Here is a 22,611-nt window from a genome sequence, read left to right on the forward strand (position 1 = left end):
CAGCGACTCTCCTCCTGTCACCGATCCGCACCTGACCGAGGAGTCGCCATGAACCACCTGCTCGCCGCCGACCTGATCCAGCTGGAGCGCGCCGAGTTGGTCCGCCGGCTGCGCCGTGACCGGCACACCGCCGCCGTACGCGCCACGCGCACCCCGCTGCGCCACCGGATAGCCCGCTGAGCCACCCACCCCGACCCCAGGAGAGCCACGATGACCACGAACACCCTGAAGCCGCCCCCGCCCACCTCGACCGCCGTCGCCGTGCAGGCCCGGGACGTCGTACGCACCTACGGTCGCGGCGCCGCCGCCGTCCGCGCCCTCAACGGCGCCACCGTGTCCATCCCGGCCGGCCGGTTCACCGCGATCATGGGCCCGTCCGGGTCCGGCAAGTCGACGCTCATGCACGCGCTGGCCGGCCTGGACACCGTCGACGCCGGGCAGATCCTGCTCGGCGGGACGGACCTCTGCCAGCTCAACGAGCGGCAGCGCACCCTGCTGCGCCGAGACCGGGTCGGCTTCGTCTTCCAGTCCTTCAACCTGGTGCCAACCCTGACCGCGCGGGAAAACATCGTCCTGCCGCTCACCCTGGCCGGTCGCCGGCCCGACCCCGAGCGCCTGGCCCACCTGGTGGCCACCCTCGGCCTGACCGACCGGCTGCGGCACCGGCCCGGGGAACTCTCCGGCGGCCAGCAGCAGCGGGTCGCCGTGGCCCGGGCACTGATCACCCGTCCCGAGATCGTGTTCGCCGACGAGCCGACCGGCAACCTGGACTCGTCGGCGGCCGAGGCGCTGCTCGGCTTCCTGCGCCAGGCCGTCGACGACCTCGGACAGACCATCGTGATGGTCACCCACGACCCGCACGCCGCCGCGTACGCCGACCGGGTGGTGTTCCTCGCCGACGGCCGGATCGACGGCGAACTCGACGCACCGACCGTGCCGGCCGTCCTGTCCCGCATGGCGCGGTTGGCCGCGCCCGCCACCACGGGAGCGAACTGACATGTGGCGCCTGACTCTGCGTACCACCCTCGCGCGCCGGGCGCGGCTGGCCCTGACCCTGCTCGCGGTCGTCCTCGGCGTCACCTTCGCCACCGGCGGCCTGGTCCTCACCGACACCTCCGCCCGGCTGCTCGACGACCAGTTCCGCACCGCGACCGCCGGCGTCGACCTGACCGTGCGGGACGCGGTCGCCTTCGACTCCGCGATGGGCGTCGAGGTCGCCCGGGACCCGCTCCCGGCCGACCTGCCGGCGCGCATCGCCGCGGTGTCCGGGGTGGCCGCGGCGCAACCACTGGTCCGCGGCCAGGGCCTGCTGGAGGTGGCCGGCACGCCGGTCGTGCCGAGCGGCGCGTCCGTGCTGGCCTCCTGGGCGCCGGCCCCGACCGGCTCGTTCACCATCCGCAGCGGCCGGCCCCCGGCGGCGGACGACGAGGTGGTGGTCGACGAGGACACCGCCCGCGGTCACCGCGTCCGGCTCGGCGACACCGTCACCGTCCGGGCGACCGAGACCGCCCGGCTGCGGGTGGTGGGGCTGGCCGGGTTCGGTGACCGGGGCGGCCTACCGAACAGCACCGTCGCCCTGGTCACCCTCCCGTCGGCGCAGCGCCTGCTCCGGCTCGGCGCCGGCGTCTCCGAGGTGGCCGTCGTAGCCGCGCCCGGCGTCGCCCCCGACGACCTGCGCGACCGGATCAGCGCCGCCGTCGGCGCCGACTACGAGGTCGCCGCGAGCCGGGACATCGCGGCGGCCGGCGCGGCAGCCGCCCGGGACCAGCTGAGCTGGCTCCAGCTGGTGCTGCTCGCCCTGGCCGGCGCCGCCCTGCTGGTCGGCGCGTTCCTGATCGCCAACACGTTCTCCATCGTGGTCACCCAACGGACCCGGGAACTCGCCCTGCTCCGGGCCGCCGGCGCGACGGGCGGGCAGGTGCTGCGCTCGGTGCTCGGCGAGGCGCTGCTGGTCGGGCTCACCGCCTCGGCCGTCGGGCTGGCGCTCGGCGTCGCCGCCGCCACCGGCATCCGGGGGCTGGCCCGGGCGTTCGGCGTACCGCTGCCGGAGGGCGGGCTGGTGCTGACCGGCCGTACCGTGCTGGTGGCCTTCGCCGTCGGCGTCCTCGTCACGGTCGCCTCGGCGGTCGGTCCGGCGCGGCGCGCGTCGGCGGTGGCGCCGGTGGCGGCGCTGCGGCAGGCGGCCGCCGCCCGTACCGGACGGTTCCGGGTCGTGGCCGGCGCGCTGGCCGCCGTCGCGGGCCCGGCCGCCACGGCGGCGGTGCTCGCCGCGGACGCCCCGGTCCCGCTGCTCGGCGTGGCCGCGCTGGGCGCCGTCGGCGGCCTCGCGCTGCTCGGTCCGGCGCTCACCCCCACCCTGGTACGCCTCGTCGGCCGGCCGCTGGCCGCCGCCGGCGTGAGCGGCCGGCTGGCCACCGACTCGGCGGCCCGCACCCCGCGCCGGACCGCGGCGACCGCCCTGGCGCTGGCCCTGGGGCTCGCGCTGATCAGCTACATGGCCGTCCTCGGCACCTCGGTCAACAGCTCGGTCCGGCAGTCCTACGCCGAGGTGATCACCGCCGACCATGTGGTGGAGAGCGCCCGCAACGAGATGCTGGGTGGCCTCTCCCCCGCCGTGTACGACCGGGTCAGCCGGCTGCCCGAGGTCGCCGTCGCGTCCCGGCTGCGCTACGGCCACTGGCGCGACGGGGACGCCACCCGCGCCCTCACCGCCGTGGACCCGGCGACGCTGCCCCAGGTGGCGAACCTGCACTTCACCGCCGGCAACCTGGCCGCGCTGGACGGCGGCGGGATCGTGCTGGCCGAACACGTGGCCCGGGACCGGAGCCTGACCGTCGGGGACGAGTTGCCCATGACGTTCTCCCGCACCGGCACCCGCACCCTGCCCGTGGTCGGCCTGCTGCGCGACGGGGACGCCCGAGCGCTGTCCACCGACTACGTCATCGCGCTGGACACCTTCGCCCGGCTCTACAGCGAGGAGACGGACGCGAGCGTGCTGATTCGCACCGCGGACGGCACGGACCGGGCCGCCGCCGAGCGGTCGATCAAGGCGGCCCTGGCCGACACCCCGACCGCGCAGCTACGCGACCAGGCCGCCGCGGTCGCCGGCCGCACCCAGATGATCGACCAGGTGCTCGGCCTGGTGACGGTGCTGCTCATGCTGGCCGTGCTGATCGCCCTGCTGGGCATCACCAACACCCTCGCCCTGTCCATCACCGAACGCACCGCCGAGATCGGGCTGCTCCGCGCGGTCGGCATGACCCGCCAGCAGCTGGGCTGGATGATCCGGGCCGAGGCGGTACTGGTCGCCGCGCTGGCCAGCGTCCTGGGGATCGTGCTGGGGGCCGGCTTCGCCGCCGCCACGGTCCGCGCCCTGGGCCGGGACGCCCCGACCGTGCTGGCGGTGCCGACCGGCCGGCTGCTGCTCGTGCTGGCCGTCGCCCTGGTCGCCGGCCTGCTCGCCGGGCTGCTGCCGGCCCGCCGCGCCGCCCGGCTGGACGTCCTCGCCGCCATCGGCACGCCCTGACCCGTCACCCCGGGTGGCGCCGGCCTCGCGCCGGCGCCACCCCATCGTGTAAGGAGTAGACCATGACAGACGCCGTTACCATCCGCCCGGCCGGCCCGGCCGACGCCAGCACCGTGGACACCCTGGTCCGGGAGATCGCCGCCCACGAGGGCGACACCGCGCACGTCACCGTCACCGCTGCCCGCTGGGCCGAGCTGCTCGGCCGGGACGACGTCACCGTCCTGCTCGCCGAGCGGACCGGGGAGCCGCTCGGCTACGTCTCCGCGCTGCGCCGCGTACACCTGTGGTCCGGGCGGGACATCCTCGCGCTGGACGACCTGTGGGTCCGGGCGTACGCCCGGGACGCCGGGGTGGGGCGGGCACTGATGCTCGCGCTGGCCCGTACCGCGGCCGACGACGGGCTCGTCATCCGCTGGGAGGTCAAGCCGGACAACGCTGGGGCGCAGCGGTTCTACCAGCGGCTCGGCGCGGGGCTCTTCACCAAGGTGATCGCCGGCTGGCGTCCCGACAGCTACCTGCCGCTGCTGTCGCCGGAGACCGACGAGGCAGCCACGCCGGCGTAGGACGTTGGCGGGTCGGTGGTGGCCGGCGCAGCGCGCCCGGCCACCACCGATGACGAGGAGCGGGCGAATCGCCGCGACCGCCCGCGGCAGCGCGACGCTCTCATCGCCTTCCGTAATACTCGGCGATGGTGGTGAACGCGGCTTTGGGCTCCCACGGCAGGTCGGGGTAGGTGTCTCCGTGGCGGTCGTCGAAGACCTTGACGATGCCGTAGCTGGCCAGATCGAGGTCGTCGCGGGGATCGCCGTCGGGGCGGTGCGGGTGGTCGTAGAGCGCGAAGAGGAACACGAAGGCGGTGTCGACGCCCTCGGCGTCGAAGACCTCCAGCAGCTCGCGTAGGTAGGCCGCCTGGCCGGCCTCGTCGCGGACGTACTTCCCGTTGAGCCGGACCGGCCCGGTGTCCTGGTCGTACTCGACGATCTCCAGTCCTTGCGCGCCCCGGTCGCCCGCGCCCTCGTAGGTGGCCGAGCCGAATTCGGTGATCGCGACCGGCTTTCCTTGAAGTGCCGCGCTGCGCATGCCCCCGGCGAACATCTCGGCGAACGTCTCGGCGGTCGCGGCCGACCGGTAGACGTCCATGGACACGATGTCGAAGGGCGTCCAGTCGACGCGGTCAATCGGCACCGAGGCGTAGGTGATCCTGCCACCGAACCGCTCGCGGACCAGGGCTACGGCTTTGCCGAGGAAGTCGTTGACCCGGGCGCCGGCCTCGGCAATCAGGTCGCGCACGCGGTGTGGCTGGCTCAGCAGCCCGATCCGTTCCTCGGTGGTGTCGCCGGGCAGGAATCCCGGGTTCATCAGGCTCAGCTCGGCGCCGGTGACGAACACGACCTCAGCGCCGCGCCGCCGCAGCCGCTCCGCCCGCTCGGCGCAGTCGGCGAACAACGACAGCATCTCGTCGGCAGTCATCTCCAGCGGATACGGCGAGAACCAGACCTCCAAGCCCAGGTCGACGGCGAACGCCGCGGCGATCTCGATCCGCTCGGGATCGCCGCCGGTCACGCGGACGGCAGTGCAGTGCAGATCGTCCCGGATGACCTGCAGTTCGCGTTCGACCAACTCCGGCTCGAAGCGCTGGCGGGAGTTCACGCCATGGCGGACGAATCCAGTGTCGTAGGTGATGCCTCTGGCACGCACGCGTGGGTCCTCCGTGTCTCGATAAGGTACTTGCGGTACCGTATTTTGACGGAGGTCGCACGTCAAGTGGATGCTTGGAAGGAACAAGCAGTACCGATCGCGAGGAAGAGCATGCCGGACGACCCGATGACGCAGGCCAGTGCTGGAAAGACCCGACGACGGGGGGCGGCGCTGGAGGAGGCGATTCTGCGCGCCGCGGCCGATGAACTCACCGAATCCGGGTACGCGGGGCTGTCCATGGACCGGGTCGCCAAGCGGGCAGGCACCAACAAGAACGCGATCTACCGCCGCTGGCCAGACCGCCTCACTCTCGGCATCGCCGCCTACAAGCAGTTGGCCACGACGATCCAAGCCCCCGACACCGGTCAGCTGCGCGAGGATGCCCTGGAACTGCTGCGCCGAGCCAACCGGCACTGGAGCTCGCCGCTCGGCGCCATCCTGCGGGAACTGTTGGCGGCGGCCGGCAGCGCGAAGAACCTCGCGGCGCAACTACCGGAGCAATCCACCGACGCCATGACCGCCATGTGGCTGACGATCCTGGGGCGCGCCGTCGCCCGCGGCGAAGCCTCCCCTGAATCCCTCCACCCCCGGGTCGCCACCGTGGCGATCGTCCTGCTCCGGAACGAGTTCGTCACGCGAGGCGTGCCGACCGCACCCGACGAGATCCTCATCGACATCGTCGACGAGGTATACCTGCCACTCGTGCGGAAGCGCGCCACGGCATAGTCCGCGCAGTCATGGCGGATCGCGGGTGAGGTCAGCCGAAGCCGGGTGCCCGCGCGATGGCTGCCGCCGCGCTGGGAGCCGTCCCTACTCGAGTGACGGCGGGCGCCAGTCGGCGTAGCGGGCCATCGAGCGGAGAGCCAACCGCGGCGGGGTCACGCGCATGACGATGTTGCGGACGGCCACGGCGACCGGGTTGTCCAGTTGCTGGCCGAAGCGGCCGATCACGCGGGACGCCTTCGCCACCTGCTGGCTCCGTGGGCGGCGTTGCCGGTCGTAGGCGATCAGGCCGTCCGGCCGATCGGCGACGGCCGCGAGGACGACGGCGTCCTCGAGCGCCTGGTTGGCACCCTGGCCGAGGTTGGGTGTCATGGCGTGAGCGGCGTCGCCGAGCAGGACGACCCGGCCCTTGACATAGCTGGGGAGCGGCTCGTCGAGGCAGGCAAGTTCGTCGCGCAGGACGGTGTCGGTCGCGCCGATGAGGGCGGGGATCGGGTCGTGCCAACTGCCGAACCGGGCGTGCACCTGGGTCACCTCGTCGACGTCGGGGTGGGTGGGCGCGGTGTTGACGGCGGCGAACCAGTACACCCGTCCGTCGGCGAGCGGCACCATGCCGAACTCGGCGCCACGGTCCCAAGTGATCGCGACGACGAGGTCCTTGTCCCAGGTCGGCGTCACTCCGCGCCATGCGGTCACGCCGACGCGCACCGGGCCGGCGGCATCCGGCCACAGCAGTGTCCGCACGGTGCTGTGGATCCCGTCCGCCCCGACCACCAGATCGGCTCGTATCCGGACGAGTCCGTCCCGGCTTCGATACGTGACGTCGCCGTCGGCGGTGACGGCACTGACCTCGGCGTCGGTCACGACGGTGCCTTCCGGCAAGGCGTTGAGAAGGATCTCGTGCAGGGTGGCGCGGTGGACACCGACCGCTGCGGTGCCGAGCAGATGCTCCATGTCGCCAGCGCCGATGCGGGCAATCCACCGGCCGTCGGGCCGGCGGGTGCCACCGGACATGTCGGCGCGCCCCAGGTCCCGGACGGCCGTGCCGAGACCGAGGGTGTCGAGACAGCGCAGCCCGTTGGCCTGGAGCACCAGGCCGGCTCCGACCGGCCTGAAGGTGGCGACCCGCTCGAGCACGGTCACGTGCCAGCCCTTGCGAAGCAGGCCCAGGGCCGTGCTCAACCCGCCGATGCCTGCACCGATCACCACGGCCGTCCGGTCCATCCGCACACCGTCCTTCTACAGGTGTAGAAGGCGATACTACAGCCGTAGAAGGGAGTCGCAACACCATGACGACCGACCGGTTCGCGGTCCTGACCGATGCCGCGATCGACGTGCTCGCCGAACTCGGCATGCGCGGCCTCACCCACCGCGCCGTCGATGCTCGGGCCGGACTGCCGCAGGGCACCACGTCCGCCTACTTCCGCACTCGCAAGGCGCTCATCGAAGCGGTCGTACGCCGGCTGGCCGACCTCGACCGGGCGGACCTGGATGCCCGCGAGCTGCCGGCTGGGGCCGACTCGGCGGCGGTCGCGTTGACCGACATCGACCGGACAGCCGCCGGCATCGCCGCCCTCCTCGACCAATGGATGAGCACTGCGCGCCATCGCACGCTGGCGCGCTACGCCTGCCTGCTCGAAGCCACGCACCATCCCGAGCTACGGACCATCCTGGAATACGGCGACGCCTCACGCGCGCAATCGAGGGCGATGCTGGCGGCCGCCGGCGCCCGGAATCCGGCGCAGGCCGGCGACCACCTCGTCGCCTGCATCGACGGCCTGCTGTTCGACCGTCTGATCGGTGCGGGCGCCCGCACCGCCCCACCACCTGGGACAGCCGCGAACCGAGCGGACCTGACCATCGCGATCGCGACACTGCTCCGGGCGTTCGCAGGCCAGCACCCCGAGGCGCAGCGATCCGGCACGTAACCGGTCAGCGCGCGGGCCCGGGTGCCGGGACGGCATGCTCTGCGGCCCGGCTGACCTGCTCCCAGCCCGCCCAGGTGTCCATTCGTCGAGGCGAGATGTCGAACGCCAGGCCCGCTCACCGCCGACTACGCCAACCGCGTCGTCGCCACCGCCCTCAACGGCCTGCGCCCGCGCCGGCCCGGCCACTGAACCGACGCCCGGCAACGACCCGCCCGGCCGATCCGCTCGGCCGCTCAAGCATCGATCCGCTACACCAGGCCGGACAGGTACTCCCTACGTCGCTGCGGTTCGAACTTCTCGATCGCGTACCGCAGCATGACCCGTGGCATGGCCCGGTAACGCCGGGCCAGAAACTCCTCCTCCGCCGCCCGGTCCCGGTTGCCCACCTCGCGCAGCATCCAGCCCACCGCCTTGTGGACGAGGTCGTGTGGGTCGCGCAGGAGCCGGTCGCTGAGCCGGAAGGTCCAGTGGAAGTCGCCGGCTTTGATGAAGGCGAGAGTTGCCATGATGGCGATCCGCCGATCCCACACCAGGCTCGACTCGGCCAGCCGATCGAGCACGCTCCGGTCCTTGTCGATCAGCCAGGAGCCGACGATGTACGGCGCGGACGAGTCCACCAGGTCCCAGTTGTTGATGCGGTCGGTGTTGGCCAGGACGATGCTGAAGATCTCGCCCCGTTCGGCCTCGTCCCCCTTGGCGAACTTGCGCACCAGGATGAGGAGCGACGTCAGCCGCTCCTCGTGCACGCCGCTCGTCAGCAGCACCGCCGTGTCGGCCAGGGACAGGTCGCGCCAGTACCGGCCGGCCACCCTGCGCTGTTCCGGCACGGAAACGCCGATGGCCCGGTCGCCCTCGCCGTAGCCGCCCGGAACCATCTGCAGATACCGGCTCACTCCCTCGGCCCGATCCGGGTCGGCGAGGCTGGCGAGTTCGTGACGGACGTCGTCGATCGTGGCCATCACTGTGCAACCTATCGCGACCACCGCGTCCGGCTCCGCCTCTGAGCAGGAGACGGCGGGCGCGACCGCCGGGCGGCGCCGGGCCCGCGACCAGCCGATCGCGGATTAGGCCCGGTCGGCTTCGGGTTCGCCGGGAAGACTGTCCATGAACGAGCTGACCGAGAAGACCGCTCGCCCTGGGCCGGCCGGGCCGTAACCGGGCGGGCTGGACAGGCCGTTGGCCTCCAACACCGCCCGGTACACCTCCAGCAACCGGACGTGGTACTCCAGCGGCGCGCCCTGCGGGTTGGTCCGGCCGAGCGGCGTCGTCGGCTCCGGGCACCAGGTGGTGAACCGCGGCGTGATGCCGCGGGACATGAAGTACTGCAGGCCCTCGGCGGTGGAGTCGATCGCCTCGTCCACCGTTGTGAAGCCGTGCGGGGCGGCCATCTCGACGCCCGCCACGAAGTTCGGGATGACGTTGCGCGGGCCGAAGACCTCGGCGGAGTCGAGGATGCGGCGGTGCCACTCCTCGCGGCCGACGTAGCGCTCCTTGCCGGGGCAGTAGAGCTCGAACAGCCGCTTGTCCCACACCTCGTAGTTGGGGTGGTAGATCTGGATCCCGTAGTCGCGGAAGCGCTGCACGTCGGCGCGGGGCAGGGCCTGGGCGACGACCTTGCCGATCCACCGGCCCGGGAAGCGTTCCTCGATCGCCTGGGCGTACCGGCCGTAGAAGTCCGCTTCGGCCAGTCCCCCGACGTGGGAGGTGATGCTGCCGCCGGTGAGGGTGTACGCCTGGGAGGCCTTCTCGGTGTCGTGCTTGTCGATGATCGCCAGGGCCTCGAGGACCTCGTCGACCGGCTTGACCCCGGTGTACGGGCGGCCGGCCGCCTTGTGCTGGCGCCAGTTGTGGTTGATGTCGCAGTACTGGCACTCCTCCTTGGCGCCGAAGTACTGGCAGACCCGGAAGGCGGTCAGATAGATCAGGTAGCCCCACTGGATGGTCGGGGCGACCTCCATGACCGATTTGCCGTTGGCGAGGGTGTGCCGGTAGTAGTCCGGCATCGGCGGGAGCCCGACCTCGGCGATCGGCCGGTCGTCGAGGAACAGGCGCAGCCGTCCCTCGTCGTCGCTCTTGACCCGGTACGGCGAGCCGGGGTTGGTGCGGACCGAGACCACGGTGCGGCGCAGCCCGTACGGGCCGCCGGTGAGCACGATCTCTTCCGGCGGCCGGCGCAGTGCGGCAGTGCCCAGCTCGGGCAGCGTGCGGTGGTCGAAGGAGAAGATGAAGTACGACTTCGGTTTGACGTCGCCGTGCTCGTTGTCGGTCAGGGCCGAGTCGTCGAAGGCCAGACCGCCGCGCAGCAGGTCCTCCTTGATGACCGCCTCGCGCGGCACGTGCGGGAAACGGCTCATCAGATCTTCGACGAGATCGGTACGCGATGCCATGCACTCTCCTGAGCAGGGTTCTCGAACGGCCCCAACGGTCACAGCATCCTTCAAGGTATCTCCCCCGCCCGCGCCGGGTCTGCCGATGGTGACGTGACGAACGTCCTGCTGATCTTGCGTTGACCTGAAGTGGGGTGGAGGTTTTAGCGTTCAGCGGTACCACTCGGAGAAAGGGAGCCCCATGCGACTGTCACGCTTGTTCACTCCGCGCACCGTGGTGAGCGCTCACTGCGACCTGCCGTGCGGGGTCTACGACCCCGCGCAGGCGCGCATCGAGGCCGAGTCGATCAAGGCGATCGCCGAGAAGTACCAGGCGAACGAGGACCCGGAGTTCCGTACCCGGGCTCTGATCATCAAGGAGCAGCGGGCCGAGCTCGTCAAGCACCACCTGTGGGTGCTGTGGACCGACTACTTCAAGGCGCCGCACTTCGAGAAGTACCCGCAGCTGCACAGCCTGTTCAACGAGGCGACCAAGCTGGCCGGTGCCGGCGGCGCGAAGGGTTCCCCGGACCCGGCCGTGGCCGAGCAACTGCTCGCGAAGATCGAGGAGATCTCGAAGATCTTCTGGGAGACGAAGCAGAGCTGACCGCCGCTGACCCGCCCGGCGTCACGACGGCAGAAGGCGTGCACGCGGGCCGCCGGGCTGGTCAGCACGGTGCGGGACGGTGCGGGTGGCCGGCGAACCGGTATTGCGCGTCAGCCGATGCGGCGGGAGCGGGCCAGAGTCAGCCCACCGAGGGCCACGCCGATCAGCCCCACCACCAGGGCCACGACGCCCCCGCCGAGCCCGTTGCCGGTGCCGAGACCACCGTCGGCGGTGGCCACAACCACCCCACCGATGACCATGCCGGTCAGCCCCAACGCCAGGGCCCCGATGGCCCCGCGTCGCCCGCTGCCGCCGCCGATCCGACCGGCGGAGCGGGCCATGGCCAACCCACCGAGGACCACGCCGACCAGCGCCAGCACGGCGGCCACCATGGCCCCGATCCGCCCGGCACTCAAGGTGTAAGCACTGACGGCGGCCGGCTGGACCGAGATGTGCGCGGCCGCCGGTTCGGCAAGCCCAACTGCCCCGAGCAGGGCGGCGTTGGCGGCGGCAAGCAGGTGGCGGACGGACATCGAGGATCCCTTCGCTCGCATGACGGGTACCAGCGGCAGCGTATGTACCGGCATGGCCACGGGTCGTCGTGCCAGAGTTGCGATGGCATACGACCAGGGTTGTAGGTCGCTCGCGGCGTCGTACGACCGTTGTCTCGCCCCCGGCCCTGCACGTCAACGCGATCCCTCCGCCGTATCGGAAATGGTTGGGCCCATGGCTTCGATGAGGGCTGGAAAGATCGCATGCGTGGTCTCCGACGATCTGGCGTCCCTGCGTCTGCGCATCGGCCTGCACGACCAGGCGGTCGGGGCAGTTCGGTGAATCCCGGCAAGCCGGCGCCTCGGGTGGTGGCGGAAGAGGATCTGGCCGGCTTCACGGCCGGCCAGTTTCTGGCGGTCATGAAGGCCGTCACGATGATCCTGACCCTGCCCCAGTCGGCCGCCGACCACGTCGACGCGCTCGTGGTAGCCACCGGTCAGGGCGAAGAATGGCGTCTCACTCATGCGATCCGCAGCTGGGAGGCGGACCCGGCGCTCCGCCACCTCCTGGTGGCGAACGGGAACCCGGCTGAACAGACCTACGTCGAGATCACGCTCGACTACCTGCGGAGTCTCGGCCTTCGTCGCACCAATGGGGTCCAACTCCAAGCCGAGCCGGCCCCCAACACCGGCTTGCAGGCCGCGTGGATCGTCAACCAGGTCCGAACCCGCGGCATCACCAGCCTCGCGCTCGCTGTCTCGCCTTACCACCTGGCCCGCGTCTACCTCACGGTCCTCAGAGCCTTCACCAGGGCTGGGTTTCGCCTCCCCCTGATCCCACTCCCCGTGGCCGTCTCCCCTGACACACCCGTCCCGGAAACCGGAGCGACCGCCTACGACCTCGTACCCGGCGAGATCAAACGCATCCTCACCTACATGGACGACGGATGGGTCGCCACGCCGGAGGAAGTGCAGCAGTACCTACGGTGGCTCTGGAGCCAGCACAGTGCCCTGCTCGTCACGAGCCCGAGCTGAGGCAGTCGTACCCGGTCCAGCAGCGCTGGCATCACACGAGCCGCTGCACGCGCACCTTCGGGTGCTCGTGTCTCAGGTGGCCCTGCTTGTGCTGGCGGACCTGCTCGTCCCAGACCTCCTGGTCGTAGTGCGGGTCGGGCGGGATCCACCGGTGGGAGCCGTCGCTGTAATGGAACTTCTCGTCGCCCGGCCGCAGGATGCTCACCGCAGCCAGCCGAGGAAGCGCCGATGCAACGTGCCGGCGGACGCCCAGCTCAGATCCGCGGTGGCACGGACGAGTTGCGCCCCCATGTAGAGCGCCAGGGAGACGGGGGCGTCCTCGAACTCCGCCCGCAGTTCCCGCCGCCGGGTCGCGCACGGCCGCGGCGCCCCACAGCCGCCGCAGGTCCAGATCGGCAGCACCGGCCCGTGCGTGGTCACGCGCGGACCCTCAGGAAACGCGCGGTGATGACCCGCGCCTGCCGGCTGGTCGCCCACTCCACCTGCCAACACGGGTACGGAGCCAGCCGCGACCACCACGCCCGGCACCCGATGCACATCCCGTCGAGACCTCGCACGTGCACCGCGAGGATCGCCAGCTCCCGCTCGTCGTTCACTCGACTTCTCCGACCGGCCAGTGGCCCCGGCTGACCGGGACCCGATGCCGGGCACGGCAGAGCAGCTCGACACCGCAGCAGCAGGCGTGCCGCCAGTTCCGCCAGAACCAGACCGGCCGGTGTCGTCGGGCGAGGGTCAGCGCGGTCGCGAGCAAATATTCGTCGTACGAGACGCGCTGCCCGCGTGAAGCCGACCTGCCATGGGAGCCTGCTCCCTGCCGGCTCACCGGTGGCCCCTCGTCCCGTAGTCGGCCCGCTGGCCCAGCGTCATCGGCACGATCTGCGTCGGCTCACGGTGCCATTGCCTGTCCCGCAACTGCTCCGCTTGGTCGAGCAGTCGCCGCTGCGCCGCCATCTGCTCGCTCGCCTGGTACCGCTGCCCGGTGCCCGGGGGCGGCGGCGGCTCCGGCCGCCGGAACAGCCACCGCACGAGCTTGCACAGTTCGGACCAGATCGCCACAGGTTCCGTCTCCACGTCGAGCGTCGGAAGGCGGCAAGGTCTCGTCAGGCCGTATCGGCTCTCTCGCGCCAAAGATCCCCGCCGCCGTCAGTGACCTGGACGCTACGAGCGGTCACGGATGGCGGCGGGGACAGCTTGTACCCGAGGAAGGGCTACCCCATCACCCCGATCGCGAGAGCCAGCTCCCGCGCGTCCTCCCCGACCGTGCCCGGCCGGCTCGACAGCTCCAGGGCAACAGTGCGGGCAAACGGTTGGTGGCGAACTGTGTCCACGCTATCCCGCAGTGCCCGGCCGAGCAGGTGCATCGCCGCGACCTCGCCCCGGTTCAGCATGTGCGCCCGAGCGGCCTCGATCAGGGCGGCAGCCCGACGGGTGTGCGACGGCAGCGCACGGAAGTCCGTCGTGTCGGCCCGACGCACGGCCTCACCAGGTCGACACAGGTCCGTCTCGATGGTCACCGCGTACGCCGCGCAGGCGGCCGGCCCGAACATCAGCCAGGGATGGGCGTACCCGTCGCCGAGCCGGCTCGCGGCCTTCTCGGCGGCGTTCCACGCGCGCCATGCCTTCCCGGCCCGTCCGGCCTTGCTGTGTCCGAGCGCGATCCCGAGCTGCGCCTGCCCCCATCGGGCCAACTGCTCAGCACCCGCAGCCGGGTCAACCAGGCCGGCTGCGTCAACGAGCACCTGCTCAGCAGCGTCGACCTGATTCGCGCCACGGTAGACGTGGGCGTAGTACCAGGCGGCCACGGCGATCGCAGCCGGGTCATCGGCATCCTGGGCGGCGAGCATCGCCCGGTCGGCCGCCAGCCACACCAACTCCGGATACGGCTGGTGGGCCAGGTACAACTGGGCAAGGTGATAGACGCGCGCCAACTCGACCAGCGCCTGGCGGCGGGCCAGGCCGTCCAGCCGGCGGGCGCTGCGTTGCGCATCGGCCAGCAGCCCCGGAAGCACTGCCGCGACCGCCGTACGCTCGACGGTCGACCGGTGCCACAGAGCCCACGCCTGGTCGACCAGGCCGCGCAGCACGTCGACGGGCGTCGGCTCGCCGACCGGCACTGCAGCACGCTGCATGGCGGCGGCGACGTTGTCGACGTCGGGGTGGCCGGCGCGGGTCACCGACGCCACCGGCAGGGACTGGTCGCCGGTAAGGTCCGCCAGGTCGGAGATGTCGAGCACCTCGGCCAGGCGGAGCAACATAGGCAGGCGGGGCGGGAGGAGTCGGCCGTTCTCCAGGGCCTTGACCCATTCGGCGCTGCGGCCGACGAGCCCACCGAGAACTGGACGCGTTTTACCTGCACGTTCGCGATGGGCGCGGAGGCGCGCGCCGAAGGTCACGGGATCGGTCATCGTCGGCTCCCAGGTAGCGGTCTGGGCGGCGGGCCGCCGGCCGCTACTCCGGCGGGCCGCCATAGCCGACGGTACTCGCGCGGCAGTCTCGACGCGCTCCCGCCGCAACCGAGTTGCGGAGGAAGCGCCGCGAGCCGCGCCGACCAGGCGCGCGGAACGCCCACCCGCTGTTTCCTCGATGAGTCAGATGCAGTGCCACCTGGCACCATGATCGCGTGGTCGATGTCGGTGCCATCCTGGAACAGTTCGACGCGGCGGCGGACGAGGCGGTCTTCGTCGACCTGGAAAACGGCTACTACTACCCGATCGACAGCAGACTTCACGCCTATCGCGACGCTAACAGGTGGGCTCTGGTGGTGGAGCTGGTTGGTTACAACCGTCGCGCCCAGGCCGTCCTCGACGTCCTGCACGTGTTCGGCAACTGCCTGACCTCCGGCGAGCCGGGGTTTGAGAACGGCGACTTCCACAGCCGTATCGAACACCTCGAAGAGATTGTCGACGAGCAGCTTCCGCCGTTCGTGCTGCGCGGGCACAGCGTGCCGCTCACCACGACGCCGGGAGAACCCATGGTCGATGCGCTGCGCCGGCTCGTGCCGACCCACCGCAACCTTTTGCTGGCCACCGAGGACGAGCTGCGCGCCCGGATCCCGAACGACGTACCAGAGATTCTCCGCCTAGAGGAGTGGCATCAGCCGGTCTTCGACGACGTGCTGCCGAGCCAGACGGAAACCTACCGGCTGATCGCGGAGGTCCTGACAACGGGAGATCCAGGGCGCTACCAACCGACGCTGCCACCGACGACCCACTGGTCGCACTGGCCGAACTCGGGCACGCTCTGACAGTCAACGGGCGAGTCAATGCCCCGTCGTACCCGGATCGGGCGGGATCCACCGGTGGGAGCCATCGCTGCAATGGAACTTCTCGTCGCCCGGCCGCAGAATGCTCACCGGCTGCGTTGCGCGTTGTCAATCTGCGAGTGCCGGCTCGGTGGGCCGCGGCGTGAAGAAGCGGATGATGTCGTCGGCTGCGGTAGGGGACAGCATCATTGCCTGGACTCGTGCGGACATTTCGGCGATCGGGTGGATTCTGCTGAACATCGCCTCCTCGTACGCCTGGATCGCCGAGTCGGGGTCGGCGGGGTTGGTGGCGAGTTCGGCGGCGAGTTCGGCGGCGTCGAGCATGGCTTGGTTGGCGCCCTCGCCGACCGGCGGCATGAGGTGCGCGGCGTCACCGATGAGGGTGATGCCCGGTTGGTGGGCCCAGCGTGTACCGGTGGGCATCGCCTCGATCCTGCGTGGGGTCGGCGGGCTGTCGCCGGCTTCGATGAGTGCGGTGAGGCTGGGATCCCAGCCATCGAACATGTCCAGCAGAGCCCGCTTGCTGCGGTAGGTGTCCAGGTGGCGATCGTCCGCGGGTAGGGAGATGCCGACTCGGATGCTGCCGTCGCCGAGGCGTTGCGCTGCCAGGATCTGGTTCACGCCGATGCACCAGAGGTTTCCGGGGCCGACCAGCTCGGCGACATTCGGGTGGTGCCGGTCGGCATCGCTGATGCTGAGCTCTACCAAGGTGGCCACGGAGGACAGTGTCGCTTCGGTCAGCAGCGACCGGACGACCGAGCGTGCGCCGTCCGCGCCGATGAGGACGTCGCAGTCGGCGCTGTGGCCGCCATCGAACGTCAGCGCGAAGCCTCCGTCGAGTCGTGGCGTCGCCGCGACGAGCCGGTGCTGCCAGGCCACAGCGTTGCCGGGGAGCGAATCGAGCAGAAGATCACGCAGTGCGCTGCGGTCGATCTCAGGGCGTCCGGAGAATGAGCCGGGTTGTGGCTTGTGGTGCACGAGGGTACGTCCGGCCGGGTCGAGGATGCGATGCTCCTCGCCCTCCGGCCGTGCCTCGGACCGGAATCGGCCGGCGAGGCCCGCATCGGCCAGGGCCCGCTGCCCGGACTCCGGGTGCAGGTCGAGCGATCCGCCCTGTGCTCGCGCGGATCGGCTTGCCTCGCGTTCGTACACCACCGCGCCGATGCCGTGCCGGTGCAGGATTCGGGCGAGCGTCAGGCCGCCGAGGCCACCACCGGCGATCGCAATTCGCATCATCATCTCCGTTACCGTACGCTGTATCTCATGGATACGCCGTACGGTAGCGCACCGCTGCCCGTCTGGGAACGGCCCGAGCCTCAGCCGCGGGCGGCGCCGGTGCCGCTGAGCCGCGCCAAGATCGCCGCCACGGCGATCCGGATCGCCGACGCACACGGCCTCGACGGGCTATCGGTACGCAAGATCGCCAAAGAGCTCGGCGTCGGTCCGATGCGGCTCTACGACTACGTGAACAACAGGTCCGAACTGCTCGATCTGATGGTCGACGCCGTGTATGCCCAGATCGCTGAGGCCGGCCAGCACTCCGAGTGGCGCGCCACGGTGCTGGCCATCGTTCACCGGACCCGCGATGCCGCTCTTGATCATGAGTGGTTCGCCGACCTGCTCGGCGCAAGGCCACACTTAGGACCTCACGCGCTCGCCGTGGGCGAATCGACCGCGGCGGCGCTCAGCCAGGCCCCTGGCGTGCGTGGTATCGACGATCTCCAGCGGGCCCTGGGCACCCTCAACGCGTTCATCGTCGGAGCGCTCCGCAGAGAGATCACCGAACGCCGCACCGCCCGTTCAACCGGCACGGACCTGTCCGCTTGGCAGGCCACCCTCGGGCCCTACCTGACACGCATGCTCGAAACAGGCCGCTACCCCACCGTCGCCCGGCTCGTCATCGACGGCGCCCACCTCAACGCCGAGGAAACCTTCCACCACAACCTGATCACCATCCTGGACGGCATCACCAGCCACCCCCGCCCGTGACCTCTACTCGCAGGCCAGTACCGGCTGAACATCGATACACCTCGATCAGACATCCAGATCTGCCGCCGAGCGGGCGTCAGGGGCCGGACCTGCGAGACCGACAAGCCAGCCGACCGCTCGTGCCGATGTCCGCTAGTTGCTCCTGGGCACCGGTCTGGAATGCTTCGCCCATGCCTTCCTACCCGCCTACCTTCGCCGACCAGGTCGTCGCACAACCAGCCCGTGCCCAGTTCGAGGCGTTCCTCGACGAGCACCGCGGCGCGCTCAATGGCTGCTTGGACGGGCTGACAGAGGAACAGGTGCGCCGATCGTTGGTGGCCTCCCGGACCACGCTGCTGGGTCTGGTGAAGCACGCGACCTTCGTCGAGAAGGTCTGGTTTGACGAAGCCGTCACGTGCCGGTCGCGCGCTGAGATCGGCATCCCTGCGACATCAGAGGAGTCGTTCATCCTTGATGACGACGACACGATCGCCAGCGTCCAGCACGCACACCGCGAGGCCTGCGAAGCATCCCGCCGCGCGACGTCATCCCTGGGTCTGGACGACATCCTTCACGGGCACCGGCGGGGCCCGCTTCCGCTGCGGTGGGTGTATCTCCACGTGCTGCGCGAGCTCGCCCAGCACTGCGGGCACGCAGACATTCTTCGAGAGCAGCTCATCAACGAGTAGTGCGCGGGCGTCCGTTTCTGTGCCGCAGACCGCGCATCGTCGAGCACGACCGGCTGACGACGGTGGCGATGCCCAGACGGCTCTGCCGAAGATAGTGTCCCCAACGCCGTCACCCGGGTTGTCGCCCGACGCGGCGTGCGCGCTTGCGCCAGGTCGGATCCGGCGTCCTATGTGGTGAAGCGGCCGCTGTGCAGTGAGAGCCGACTGGAGCCGACCGCGATCGTGCGATCACGAATGGGCCCGGTCATATCATGGATGGTCACTGATGGTCTTCGGGCGGGCGGAGAAGGGGCGGCATGCAGATACGGATCAGTATGGACGACGCCGCAGCTTCGGCTGAGCTCTTTGACTGGCTGCGCGTCGACGCCAGCCTGATCAGAGTCATTCCACCGCTGAGACGACACTGGCCCTGGCCCCACCGGGAAACAGGTACACCGCCTTCACCGCGGCGCTGCTGGGCGCCTTGGAGAACGGCGTACCGGGCGGCCCGGATCCGCTCGACATGGACACCCTGTTTCACCAGGTGGAATCCGAGCTGCGCGGCCGGGGTCAGCCGATTCCGCAGCGCCGCAGCCGCAACGGCGGCAACCGGATCGCACTGGTCCGCAACCGTGCCGCGGGCACCCCGGGCGAGACTCCGGCAAGGACCTACGAACAGCCTCGACGGCATCGCGTTCTCCCGTGGTCGGTAGCCGCAGGTCTGGTGGTCGCCGCCGCCGGGCTCGCAAGCATCCTCGCGCTCGACCGCGACCCGAGGACACCGCAGGTGATCGGCTCCACCCCTCCCGGCGTCTCGGCCGGCCCCGCCACAAGCAGTCGCACCGCAACGGCACCGACGATGACGAGCACCACGCTTCCGCGTACGGAGAAGGTGACCGCAAGCTGGCGCCACGAAGTCTCGACGAGCGACGATTCGATCCAGATCGGACTGACAGGGGTCAACCAGGACGGCATCTTCTTCTATGTGGTAACCCCGGAGACCAGCTGCAGCGTGAGAGGTTCCGAAATCGGCGAGTCGATCGTGGTAACGCAACGCGACGGCGTTTGGATCCGTTTCGTGCTGCTGCGGCGGCTGTTCCCGACCGCCGATGCCACCAGCGACGACTTCGACACCCCAGTGGTGTTCCAGGTGCAGTGGGGCCGAGGCAAAGCACCGGGCAGTAGCCGCCCTTGTCAGTAACGCCGGCTCTCTTCGCCGATGGTCAGAACCAGCTCTCTCGGGCGTCCAAGGTGGTCCGGTCGAGGCTGTCCAGCAGGTCGAACTGCGCCCCGGTCCGCGGCAGCTCGTACCGGAAGAAGTACCGCGCCGCCTGCCGCTTCCCCGCCAGGAACTTCCCCTCCGCGCCGTCCGGCGAACCCAGCGTCTCCACGGCGAGCAACTGCTCCAACCACATCCACGCGATCACCACATGCCCGACCGCCTCCAGATAAAGCGAGGCATTGGCCAGCGCCAGCTCCGGATCACCGGTCCCCCACAGCCGCCGCGTGACCACCGCGATGCGGTCGGTCGCCGTCCCAAGCTGCCCGGCCAGTCCGGCCGCCTCCCCCTCCGCCTTCCACGCCCGGGTCACCGTGCCCCGGACGGTCTCCAGCAACAACTCCAGCCCAGCCCCGTCGCGCATGGTGACCTTCCGGCCGAGCAGGTCCAGCGCCTGGATGCCGTGGGTTCCCTCGTGGATCGCGTTGAGCCGGTTGTCCCGCCAGTGCTGCTCGACGTCGTAGTCGCGGGTGTAGCCGTAGCCGCCGTGCACCTGGATGGCCAGGTCGTTGGCGGCCAGGCACCACTGCGACGGCCAGCTCTTGGCGATCGGGGTGAGCAGCTCCAGCAGCAGGTGGGCCCGGTTGCGGTCGGCCTCCGCAGGGGCGGTCTTCTCCTCGTCGAGCAGCCGGCCGCAGTAGAGGATCAGCGCGAGCGCCCCCTCCACGTAGCTCTTCTGCGCCAGCAGCATCCGGCGGACGTCGGCGTGCGCGACGATCGGCACCTGCGGGTTGGTCGGGTCCTTGTCGGCGACCGGCCGCCCCTGCGGGCGCTGGCGGGCGTACGCCACCGACTTGAGGTAGCCGGTGTAGCCGAGGGCGGTGGCACCGGCGCCGACGCCAATCCGCGCCTCGTTCATCATGTGGAACATCTGCGCGAGCCCGTGGTGCGGCTCGCCCACGAGGTAGCCGACCGCCCCGGGCCGCCCGTACGGCCGGTGCACCCCCTCGCCGAAGTTGAGCAGGGTGTTGGTGGTGCCCCGGTAGCCCAGCTTGTGGTTGAGCCCGATCAGCACCACGTCGTTGCGCGGGCCGAGCGTGCCGTCGGCGTCGAGGAGCACCTTGGGCACGATGAACAGCGAGAGGCCCTTCACTCCGGGCGGGCCGCCGGGGATCCGGGCGAGGACCAGGTGGACGATGTTCTCGGCCAGCTCGTGGTCCCCGCCGGAGATCCACATCTTGGTCCCGACCAGCCGGTGCGTCCCGTCGTCCTGCGGCTCGGCGCGGGTGGTGATGTCCGCCAGGGAGCTGCCGGCCTGCGGCTCGGACAGGCACATGGTGCCGAAGAACCGGCCCTCGACCATGGGCCGCACCCAGGTGTCGATCTGCTCGGCACTGGCGTGGGTGAGCAGCAGGTTGGCGTTGCCGAGGGTGAGGAACGGGTACGCGGCGGTGCTGACGTTGGCGGCCTGGAACCAGGCGTAGCAGGCGGCGGCGACCGCGTGCGGCAGCTGCATGCCGCCGATCGAGGTGTCCATGGTGGCGGCCAGCAGCCCGGTCTGGGCGAAGACGTCCAGCGCGGCCTTGACCTGCGGGATGGTGTGCACCCGGCGCCCGTCGAAGGTGGGTTCGGCCGCGTCGGCGGCCTTGTTGTGGGTGGCGAACTGCTCGGCGGCGACCCGGGCGGAGAGGTCCAGCACCGCGTCGAAGGTCTCCCGGGAGTGCTCGGCGTAGCGGGGCCGCTCGGTCAGCCGGGCCACGTCCAGCCAGTCGTAGAGCAGGAACGACAGGTCGCGGCGGGACAACAGGGTGGACGAGGACGACACAGGTCTGCTTCCTACTCGTTGCTCATAGTTGAGTGGTTCGGATGGTTCGCTCTCCGCCCTGCGGTGGCTGGGCTGGAGTCCTGGACCGGCAGTCTGGTCCGGTGGCGATCGGTCCGGTCCTGCAGGATCTGCTTCACCCGTTGGTGTGGGGTGTGCAGGGCGATGTCGGGGTCGCCGGCTCGGTGCAGGATGTTGATCGCGGCGTTCACGTCGGCCTGCCACACCACCCCGCACTCCGTGCAGTGAAACCGGTCCCCGCTGCGGCGGCCGAAGGCGCCGCAGCGGTGGCAGGTTTGTGAGGTGTAGGCGGCGTTGACGGGAACGAGCGCAGAACCTCTACGCTCCGACACGCTTTTCAGCGCCTCCGCGGTGACTCCTTTGGTCCACGCGGCGAGACGCCTGTTCATGTTCTTGGGTAGCTTCTTACGGCTGGTGAAGCGTTTGGTGAGGTCTTCGGCGATCACCGTGTTCGCTTTGTCGACGACCTCGTGCACGGCGGTGAAGATCTCCGTGCGCACCCGCGCCCGGTGCCGGGCGGCCTGCCGGTCCCGCTTGATCGTGCCGAGGTTGTTGGCCGTGATCCGGTGCGCCTTCGCGTGATCACCATTGCGGGCGGCGGTGTTGGCGATCGAGCGCAGCTTCGCCCGCCGGCGGTTGCGTTCCTTCAACCGGTCCGACTCGGCGGTCAGCAACTCGCCGAGTTGTTCACCGTGGGGCTGGCCGTCGGAGTCGGTCAGGGCTTCGGTGTAGCCCTTGTCCACACCGACCGTCGCCTCACCGCACGGCCGCTGTGATGAGCGCATCTGCGACGCGTCGATCTGGTAGTGCACCTCGACTCGGCCGCCACGCAGGATCAGCCGCAACGTCCCCGTCGGGGCGACGGTCGTGGACAGCGGGATCTTGACCATCTTGCGGGGTTCGAGACCGGGAACCGCCAGCCACAACCGGCCCCGCCCATCAACGATCGTGTTGTAATTGTCGGCGCGCACCACGATCTGATCATGCGTGCGGTTGCGGCCACGCTTCCAGTGCTTGCGCATCTGCCGAGACAGGAACGGATCCTGCGCCCACCGGTCGGCCTTCAAGGCGGTGAACATCCGCTTCCGCTCGCCCGGATCGCTGGTGCGTCGGCTGATCGCCCGCCGGACCTGCACTTTAGCCGCCTCGAGGTTCGCGGCGATGTCGGCCATCGCGTCGCGGACGGTTTCCTTCCACGCATTCGCCAACACGGCGAACTGCACGTGTGTGCCGTCGGCCAGCCACCGGTCCCGCACCTGCCGGTCCCGCAATCCGGA

The 22,611-nt window shown here is 70.5% G+C and carries 25 protein-coding genes and 1 pseudogene; 12 read left to right on the forward strand and 14 right to left on the reverse strand.

Translation table 11 applies throughout. The annotated features are described in order from the left end of the window. Nucleotides 1-48 precede the first annotated feature (48 nt). The 4 genes from FXF52_RS43135 (at nucleotide 49) to FXF52_RS17750 (ending at nucleotide 4,089) form a co-directional block, all read left to right on the forward strand. On the forward strand, nucleotides 49-180 hold the full coding sequence (locus tag FXF52_RS43135) for a hypothetical protein (RefSeq protein ID WP_255472066.1): 132 nt from the start codon (nucleotides 49-51) through the stop codon (nucleotides 178-180). A gap of 30 nt (nucleotides 181-210) precedes the next feature. Then, nucleotides 211-996, forward strand: a complete 786-nt coding sequence (locus FXF52_RS17740) for an ABC transporter ATP-binding protein (RefSeq protein WP_148798028.1) — start codon at nucleotides 211-213, stop codon at nucleotides 994-996. Nucleotide 997: 1 nt separating this feature from the next. Continuing rightward, nucleotides 998-3,526 (forward strand): FtsX-like permease family protein, encoded by a 2,529-nt coding sequence (locus tag FXF52_RS17745; protein WP_148798029.1) that lies wholly within the window; start codon nucleotides 998-1,000, stop codon nucleotides 3,524-3,526. A gap of 62 nt (nucleotides 3,527-3,588) precedes the next feature. Continuing rightward, nucleotides 3,589-4,089, forward strand: coding sequence for a GNAT family N-acetyltransferase (locus FXF52_RS17750; RefSeq protein ID WP_148798030.1), 501 nt, complete (start codon nucleotides 3,589-3,591; stop codon nucleotides 4,087-4,089). Nucleotides 4,090-4,189: 100 nt separating this feature from the next. On the opposite strand, the gene FXF52_RS17755 is transcribed toward FXF52_RS17750, so the two are convergent. Beyond that, entirely contained in the window at nucleotides 4,190-5,224 is a 1,035-nt protein-coding gene (locus FXF52_RS17755) for a hypothetical protein (RefSeq protein ID WP_148798031.1), read from the reverse strand. Between the two features lie 111 nt (nucleotides 5,225-5,335). On the opposite strand from FXF52_RS17755, the gene FXF52_RS17760 reads away from it, so the two are divergent. Next, on the forward strand, nucleotides 5,336-5,950 hold the full coding sequence (locus FXF52_RS17760) for a TetR/AcrR family transcriptional regulator (protein ID WP_255472067.1): 615 nt from the start codon (nucleotides 5,336-5,338) through the stop codon (nucleotides 5,948-5,950). An 84-nt stretch (nucleotides 5,951-6,034) separates the two neighbouring features. Here FXF52_RS17760 and FXF52_RS17765 read toward each other — a convergent pair whose 3' ends face one another. Continuing rightward, entirely contained in the window at nucleotides 6,035-7,171 is a 1,137-nt protein-coding gene (locus FXF52_RS17765) for an FAD-dependent monooxygenase (protein WP_148798032.1), read from the reverse strand. 65 nt (nucleotides 7,172-7,236) lie between these two features. Between FXF52_RS17765 and FXF52_RS17770 the strand changes: the two genes are divergently transcribed. Then, nucleotides 7,237-7,875, forward strand: a complete 639-nt coding sequence (locus FXF52_RS17770; protein ID WP_148798033.1) for a TetR/AcrR family transcriptional regulator — start codon at nucleotides 7,237-7,239, stop codon at nucleotides 7,873-7,875. Between the two features lie 4 nt (nucleotides 7,876-7,879). On the opposite strand, the pseudogene FXF52_RS43140 reads toward FXF52_RS17770, so the two are convergent. The 3 genes and pseudogenes from FXF52_RS43140 to FXF52_RS17785 all read right to left on the reverse strand — a co-directional run. Beyond that, nucleotides 7,880-7,984 (reverse strand): annotated as a pseudogene (locus FXF52_RS43140) (short-chain dehydrogenase); the annotation flags it as partial. Between the two features lie 139 nt (nucleotides 7,985-8,123). Then, on the reverse strand, nucleotides 8,124-8,834 hold the full coding sequence (locus FXF52_RS17780; protein ID WP_148798034.1) for a DNA alkylation repair protein: 711 nt from the start codon (nucleotides 8,832-8,834) through the stop codon (nucleotides 8,124-8,126). Between the two features lie 105 nt (nucleotides 8,835-8,939). Continuing rightward, nucleotides 8,940-10,262 carry a radical SAM protein gene (locus FXF52_RS17785; RefSeq protein WP_148798035.1) on the reverse strand — a complete coding sequence of 441 codons (1,323 nt, stop codon included), beginning with the start codon at nucleotides 10,260-10,262 and terminating at the stop codon, nucleotides 8,940-8,942. Between the two features lie 181 nt (nucleotides 10,263-10,443). On the opposite strand from FXF52_RS17785, the gene sodN reads away from it, so the two are divergent. After that, nucleotides 10,444-10,848 (forward strand): superoxide dismutase, Ni, encoded by a 405-nt coding sequence (gene sodN, locus FXF52_RS17790; RefSeq protein ID WP_148798036.1) that lies wholly within the window; start codon nucleotides 10,444-10,446, stop codon nucleotides 10,846-10,848. Between the two features lie 110 nt (nucleotides 10,849-10,958). Here sodN and FXF52_RS17795 read toward each other — a convergent pair whose 3' ends face one another. Then, complete coding sequence (locus FXF52_RS17795) at nucleotides 10,959-11,381, reverse strand: DUF6223 family protein (protein WP_148798037.1); 423 nt, start codon at nucleotides 11,379-11,381, stop codon at nucleotides 10,959-10,961. Between the two features lie 378 nt (nucleotides 11,382-11,759). On the opposite strand from FXF52_RS17795, the gene FXF52_RS17800 reads away from it, so the two are divergent. After that, nucleotides 11,760-12,374: a hypothetical protein gene (locus FXF52_RS17800; RefSeq protein ID WP_255472076.1), complete on the forward strand. Its 615-nt coding sequence runs from the start codon at nucleotides 11,760-11,762 to the stop codon at nucleotides 12,372-12,374. 31 nt (nucleotides 12,375-12,405) lie between these two features. Here FXF52_RS17800 and FXF52_RS41675 read toward each other — a convergent pair whose 3' ends face one another. The 5 genes from FXF52_RS41675 to FXF52_RS17825 form a co-directional block, all read right to left on the reverse strand. After that, nucleotides 12,406-12,579, reverse strand: a complete 174-nt coding sequence (locus FXF52_RS41675) for a hypothetical protein (RefSeq protein ID WP_187413553.1) — start codon at nucleotides 12,577-12,579, stop codon at nucleotides 12,406-12,408. After that, complete coding sequence (locus FXF52_RS17805; protein ID WP_148798039.1) at nucleotides 12,576-12,794, reverse strand: hypothetical protein; 219 nt, start codon at nucleotides 12,792-12,794, stop codon at nucleotides 12,576-12,578. The genes FXF52_RS41675 and FXF52_RS17805 overlap by 4 nt, the downstream gene beginning before the upstream one ends. Beyond that, nucleotides 12,791-13,129, reverse strand: coding sequence for a hypothetical protein (locus FXF52_RS44070; protein ID WP_187413557.1), 339 nt, complete (start codon nucleotides 13,127-13,129; stop codon nucleotides 12,791-12,793). The genes FXF52_RS17805 and FXF52_RS44070 overlap by 4 nt, the downstream gene beginning before the upstream one ends. Before the next feature lie 64 nt (nucleotides 13,130-13,193). Further along, nucleotides 13,194-13,445: a hypothetical protein gene (locus FXF52_RS17820; protein WP_255472068.1), complete on the reverse strand. Its 252-nt coding sequence runs from the start codon at nucleotides 13,443-13,445 to the stop codon at nucleotides 13,194-13,196. A 137-nt stretch (nucleotides 13,446-13,582) separates the two neighbouring features. Further along, nucleotides 13,583-14,779: a helix-turn-helix transcriptional regulator gene (locus tag FXF52_RS17825; protein ID WP_148798042.1), complete on the reverse strand. Its 1,197-nt coding sequence runs from the start codon at nucleotides 14,777-14,779 to the stop codon at nucleotides 13,583-13,585. 215 nt (nucleotides 14,780-14,994) lie between these two features. On the opposite strand from FXF52_RS17825, the gene FXF52_RS17830 reads away from it, so the two are divergent. Then, nucleotides 14,995-15,618, forward strand: a complete 624-nt coding sequence (locus FXF52_RS17830) for a hypothetical protein (protein WP_148798043.1) — start codon at nucleotides 14,995-14,997, stop codon at nucleotides 15,616-15,618. 126 nt (nucleotides 15,619-15,744) lie between these two features. On the opposite strand, the gene FXF52_RS17835 is transcribed toward FXF52_RS17830, so the two are convergent. Next, nucleotides 15,745-17,028 (reverse strand): NAD(P)/FAD-dependent oxidoreductase, encoded by a 1,284-nt coding sequence (locus FXF52_RS17835; RefSeq protein WP_255472069.1) that lies wholly within the window; start codon nucleotides 17,026-17,028, stop codon nucleotides 15,745-15,747. Here FXF52_RS17835 and FXF52_RS17840 point away from each other — a divergent pair. The 3 genes from FXF52_RS17840 to FXF52_RS17850 all read left to right on the forward strand — a co-directional run bounded on the left by FXF52_RS17840 (nucleotide 16,972) and on the right by FXF52_RS17850 (nucleotide 19,473). Then, nucleotides 16,972-17,625, forward strand: coding sequence for a TetR/AcrR family transcriptional regulator (locus tag FXF52_RS17840; RefSeq protein ID WP_255472071.1), 654 nt, complete (start codon nucleotides 16,972-16,974; stop codon nucleotides 17,623-17,625). The genes FXF52_RS17835 and FXF52_RS17840 overlap by 57 nt on opposite strands. A gap of 170 nt (nucleotides 17,626-17,795) precedes the next feature. After that, nucleotides 17,796-18,293 carry a DinB family protein gene (locus FXF52_RS17845; RefSeq protein ID WP_148798044.1) on the forward strand — a complete coding sequence of 166 codons (498 nt, stop codon included), beginning with the start codon at nucleotides 17,796-17,798 and terminating at the stop codon, nucleotides 18,291-18,293. 463 nt (nucleotides 18,294-18,756) lie between these two features. Beyond that, on the forward strand, nucleotides 18,757-19,473 hold the full coding sequence (locus FXF52_RS17850; protein ID WP_148798045.1) for a hypothetical protein: 717 nt from the start codon (nucleotides 18,757-18,759) through the stop codon (nucleotides 19,471-19,473). Between the two features lie 22 nt (nucleotides 19,474-19,495). Here the strand turns inward: FXF52_RS17850 and FXF52_RS17855 are convergent, their stop codons facing one another. Together FXF52_RS17855 and FXF52_RS17860 are read right to left on the reverse strand one after the other, a co-directional pair. Next, a complete protein-coding gene (locus FXF52_RS17855) occupies nucleotides 19,496-21,316 on the reverse strand; it encodes an acyl-CoA dehydrogenase (RefSeq protein ID WP_148798046.1) in 1,821 nt (606 codons plus the stop codon). Nucleotides 21,317-21,327: 11 nt separating this feature from the next. Beyond that, a partial coding sequence (locus FXF52_RS17860) for an RNA-guided endonuclease TnpB family protein (protein ID WP_148798047.1) occupies nucleotides 21,328-22,611 on the reverse strand: 1,284 nt, incomplete at its 5' end.

Source organism: Micromonospora sp. MP36, from assembly GCF_008119785.1.
Taxonomy (GTDB): domain Bacteria; phylum Actinomycetota; class Actinomycetes; order Mycobacteriales; family Micromonosporaceae; genus Micromonospora.

What these genes read in the sequence shown, in the direction of transcription:
- FXF52_RS43135 (WP_255472066.1), top strand. Translation starts at nt 49, where the DNA reads ATGAACCACCTGCTCGCCGCCGACCTGATCCAGCTGGAGCGCGCCGAG.
- FXF52_RS17740 (WP_148798028.1), top strand. Translation starts at nt 211, where the DNA reads ATGACCACGAACACCCTGAAGCCGCCCCCGCCCACCTCGACCGCCGTC.
- FXF52_RS17745 (WP_148798029.1), top strand. Translation starts at nt 998, where the DNA reads ATGTGGCGCCTGACTCTGCGTACCACCCTCGCGCGCCGGGCGCGGCTG.
- FXF52_RS17750 (WP_148798030.1), top strand. Translation starts at nt 3,589, where the DNA reads ATGACAGACGCCGTTACCATCCGCCCGGCCGGCCCGGCCGACGCCAGC.
- FXF52_RS17760 (WP_255472067.1), top strand. Translation starts at nt 5,336, where the DNA reads ATGCCGGACGACCCGATGACGCAGGCCAGTGCTGGAAAGACCCGACGA.
- FXF52_RS17765 (WP_148798032.1), bottom strand. Translation starts at nt 7,171, where the DNA reads ATGGACCGGACGGCCGTGGTGATCGGTGCAGGCATCGGCGGGTTGAGC.
- FXF52_RS17770 (WP_148798033.1), top strand. Translation starts at nt 7,237, where the DNA reads ATGACGACCGACCGGTTCGCGGTCCTGACCGATGCCGCGATCGACGTG.
- FXF52_RS17780 (WP_148798034.1), bottom strand. Translation starts at nt 8,834, where the DNA reads ATGGCCACGATCGACGACGTCCGTCACGAACTCGCCAGCCTCGCCGAC.
- FXF52_RS17785 (WP_148798035.1), bottom strand. Translation starts at nt 10,262, where the DNA reads ATGGCATCGCGTACCGATCTCGTCGAAGATCTGATGAGCCGTTTCCCG.
- sodN (WP_148798036.1), top strand. Translation starts at nt 10,444, where the DNA reads ATGCGACTGTCACGCTTGTTCACTCCGCGCACCGTGGTGAGCGCTCAC.
- FXF52_RS17795 (WP_148798037.1), bottom strand. Translation starts at nt 11,381, where the DNA reads ATGTCCGTCCGCCACCTGCTTGCCGCCGCCAACGCCGCCCTGCTCGGG.
- FXF52_RS17800 (WP_255472076.1), top strand. Translation starts at nt 11,760, where the DNA reads ATGAAGGCCGTCACGATGATCCTGACCCTGCCCCAGTCGGCCGCCGAC.
- FXF52_RS17825 (WP_148798042.1), bottom strand. Translation starts at nt 14,779, where the DNA reads ATGACCGATCCCGTGACCTTCGGCGCGCGCCTCCGCGCCCATCGCGAA.
- FXF52_RS17845 (WP_148798044.1), top strand. Translation starts at nt 17,796, where the DNA reads ATGCCTTCCTACCCGCCTACCTTCGCCGACCAGGTCGTCGCACAACCA.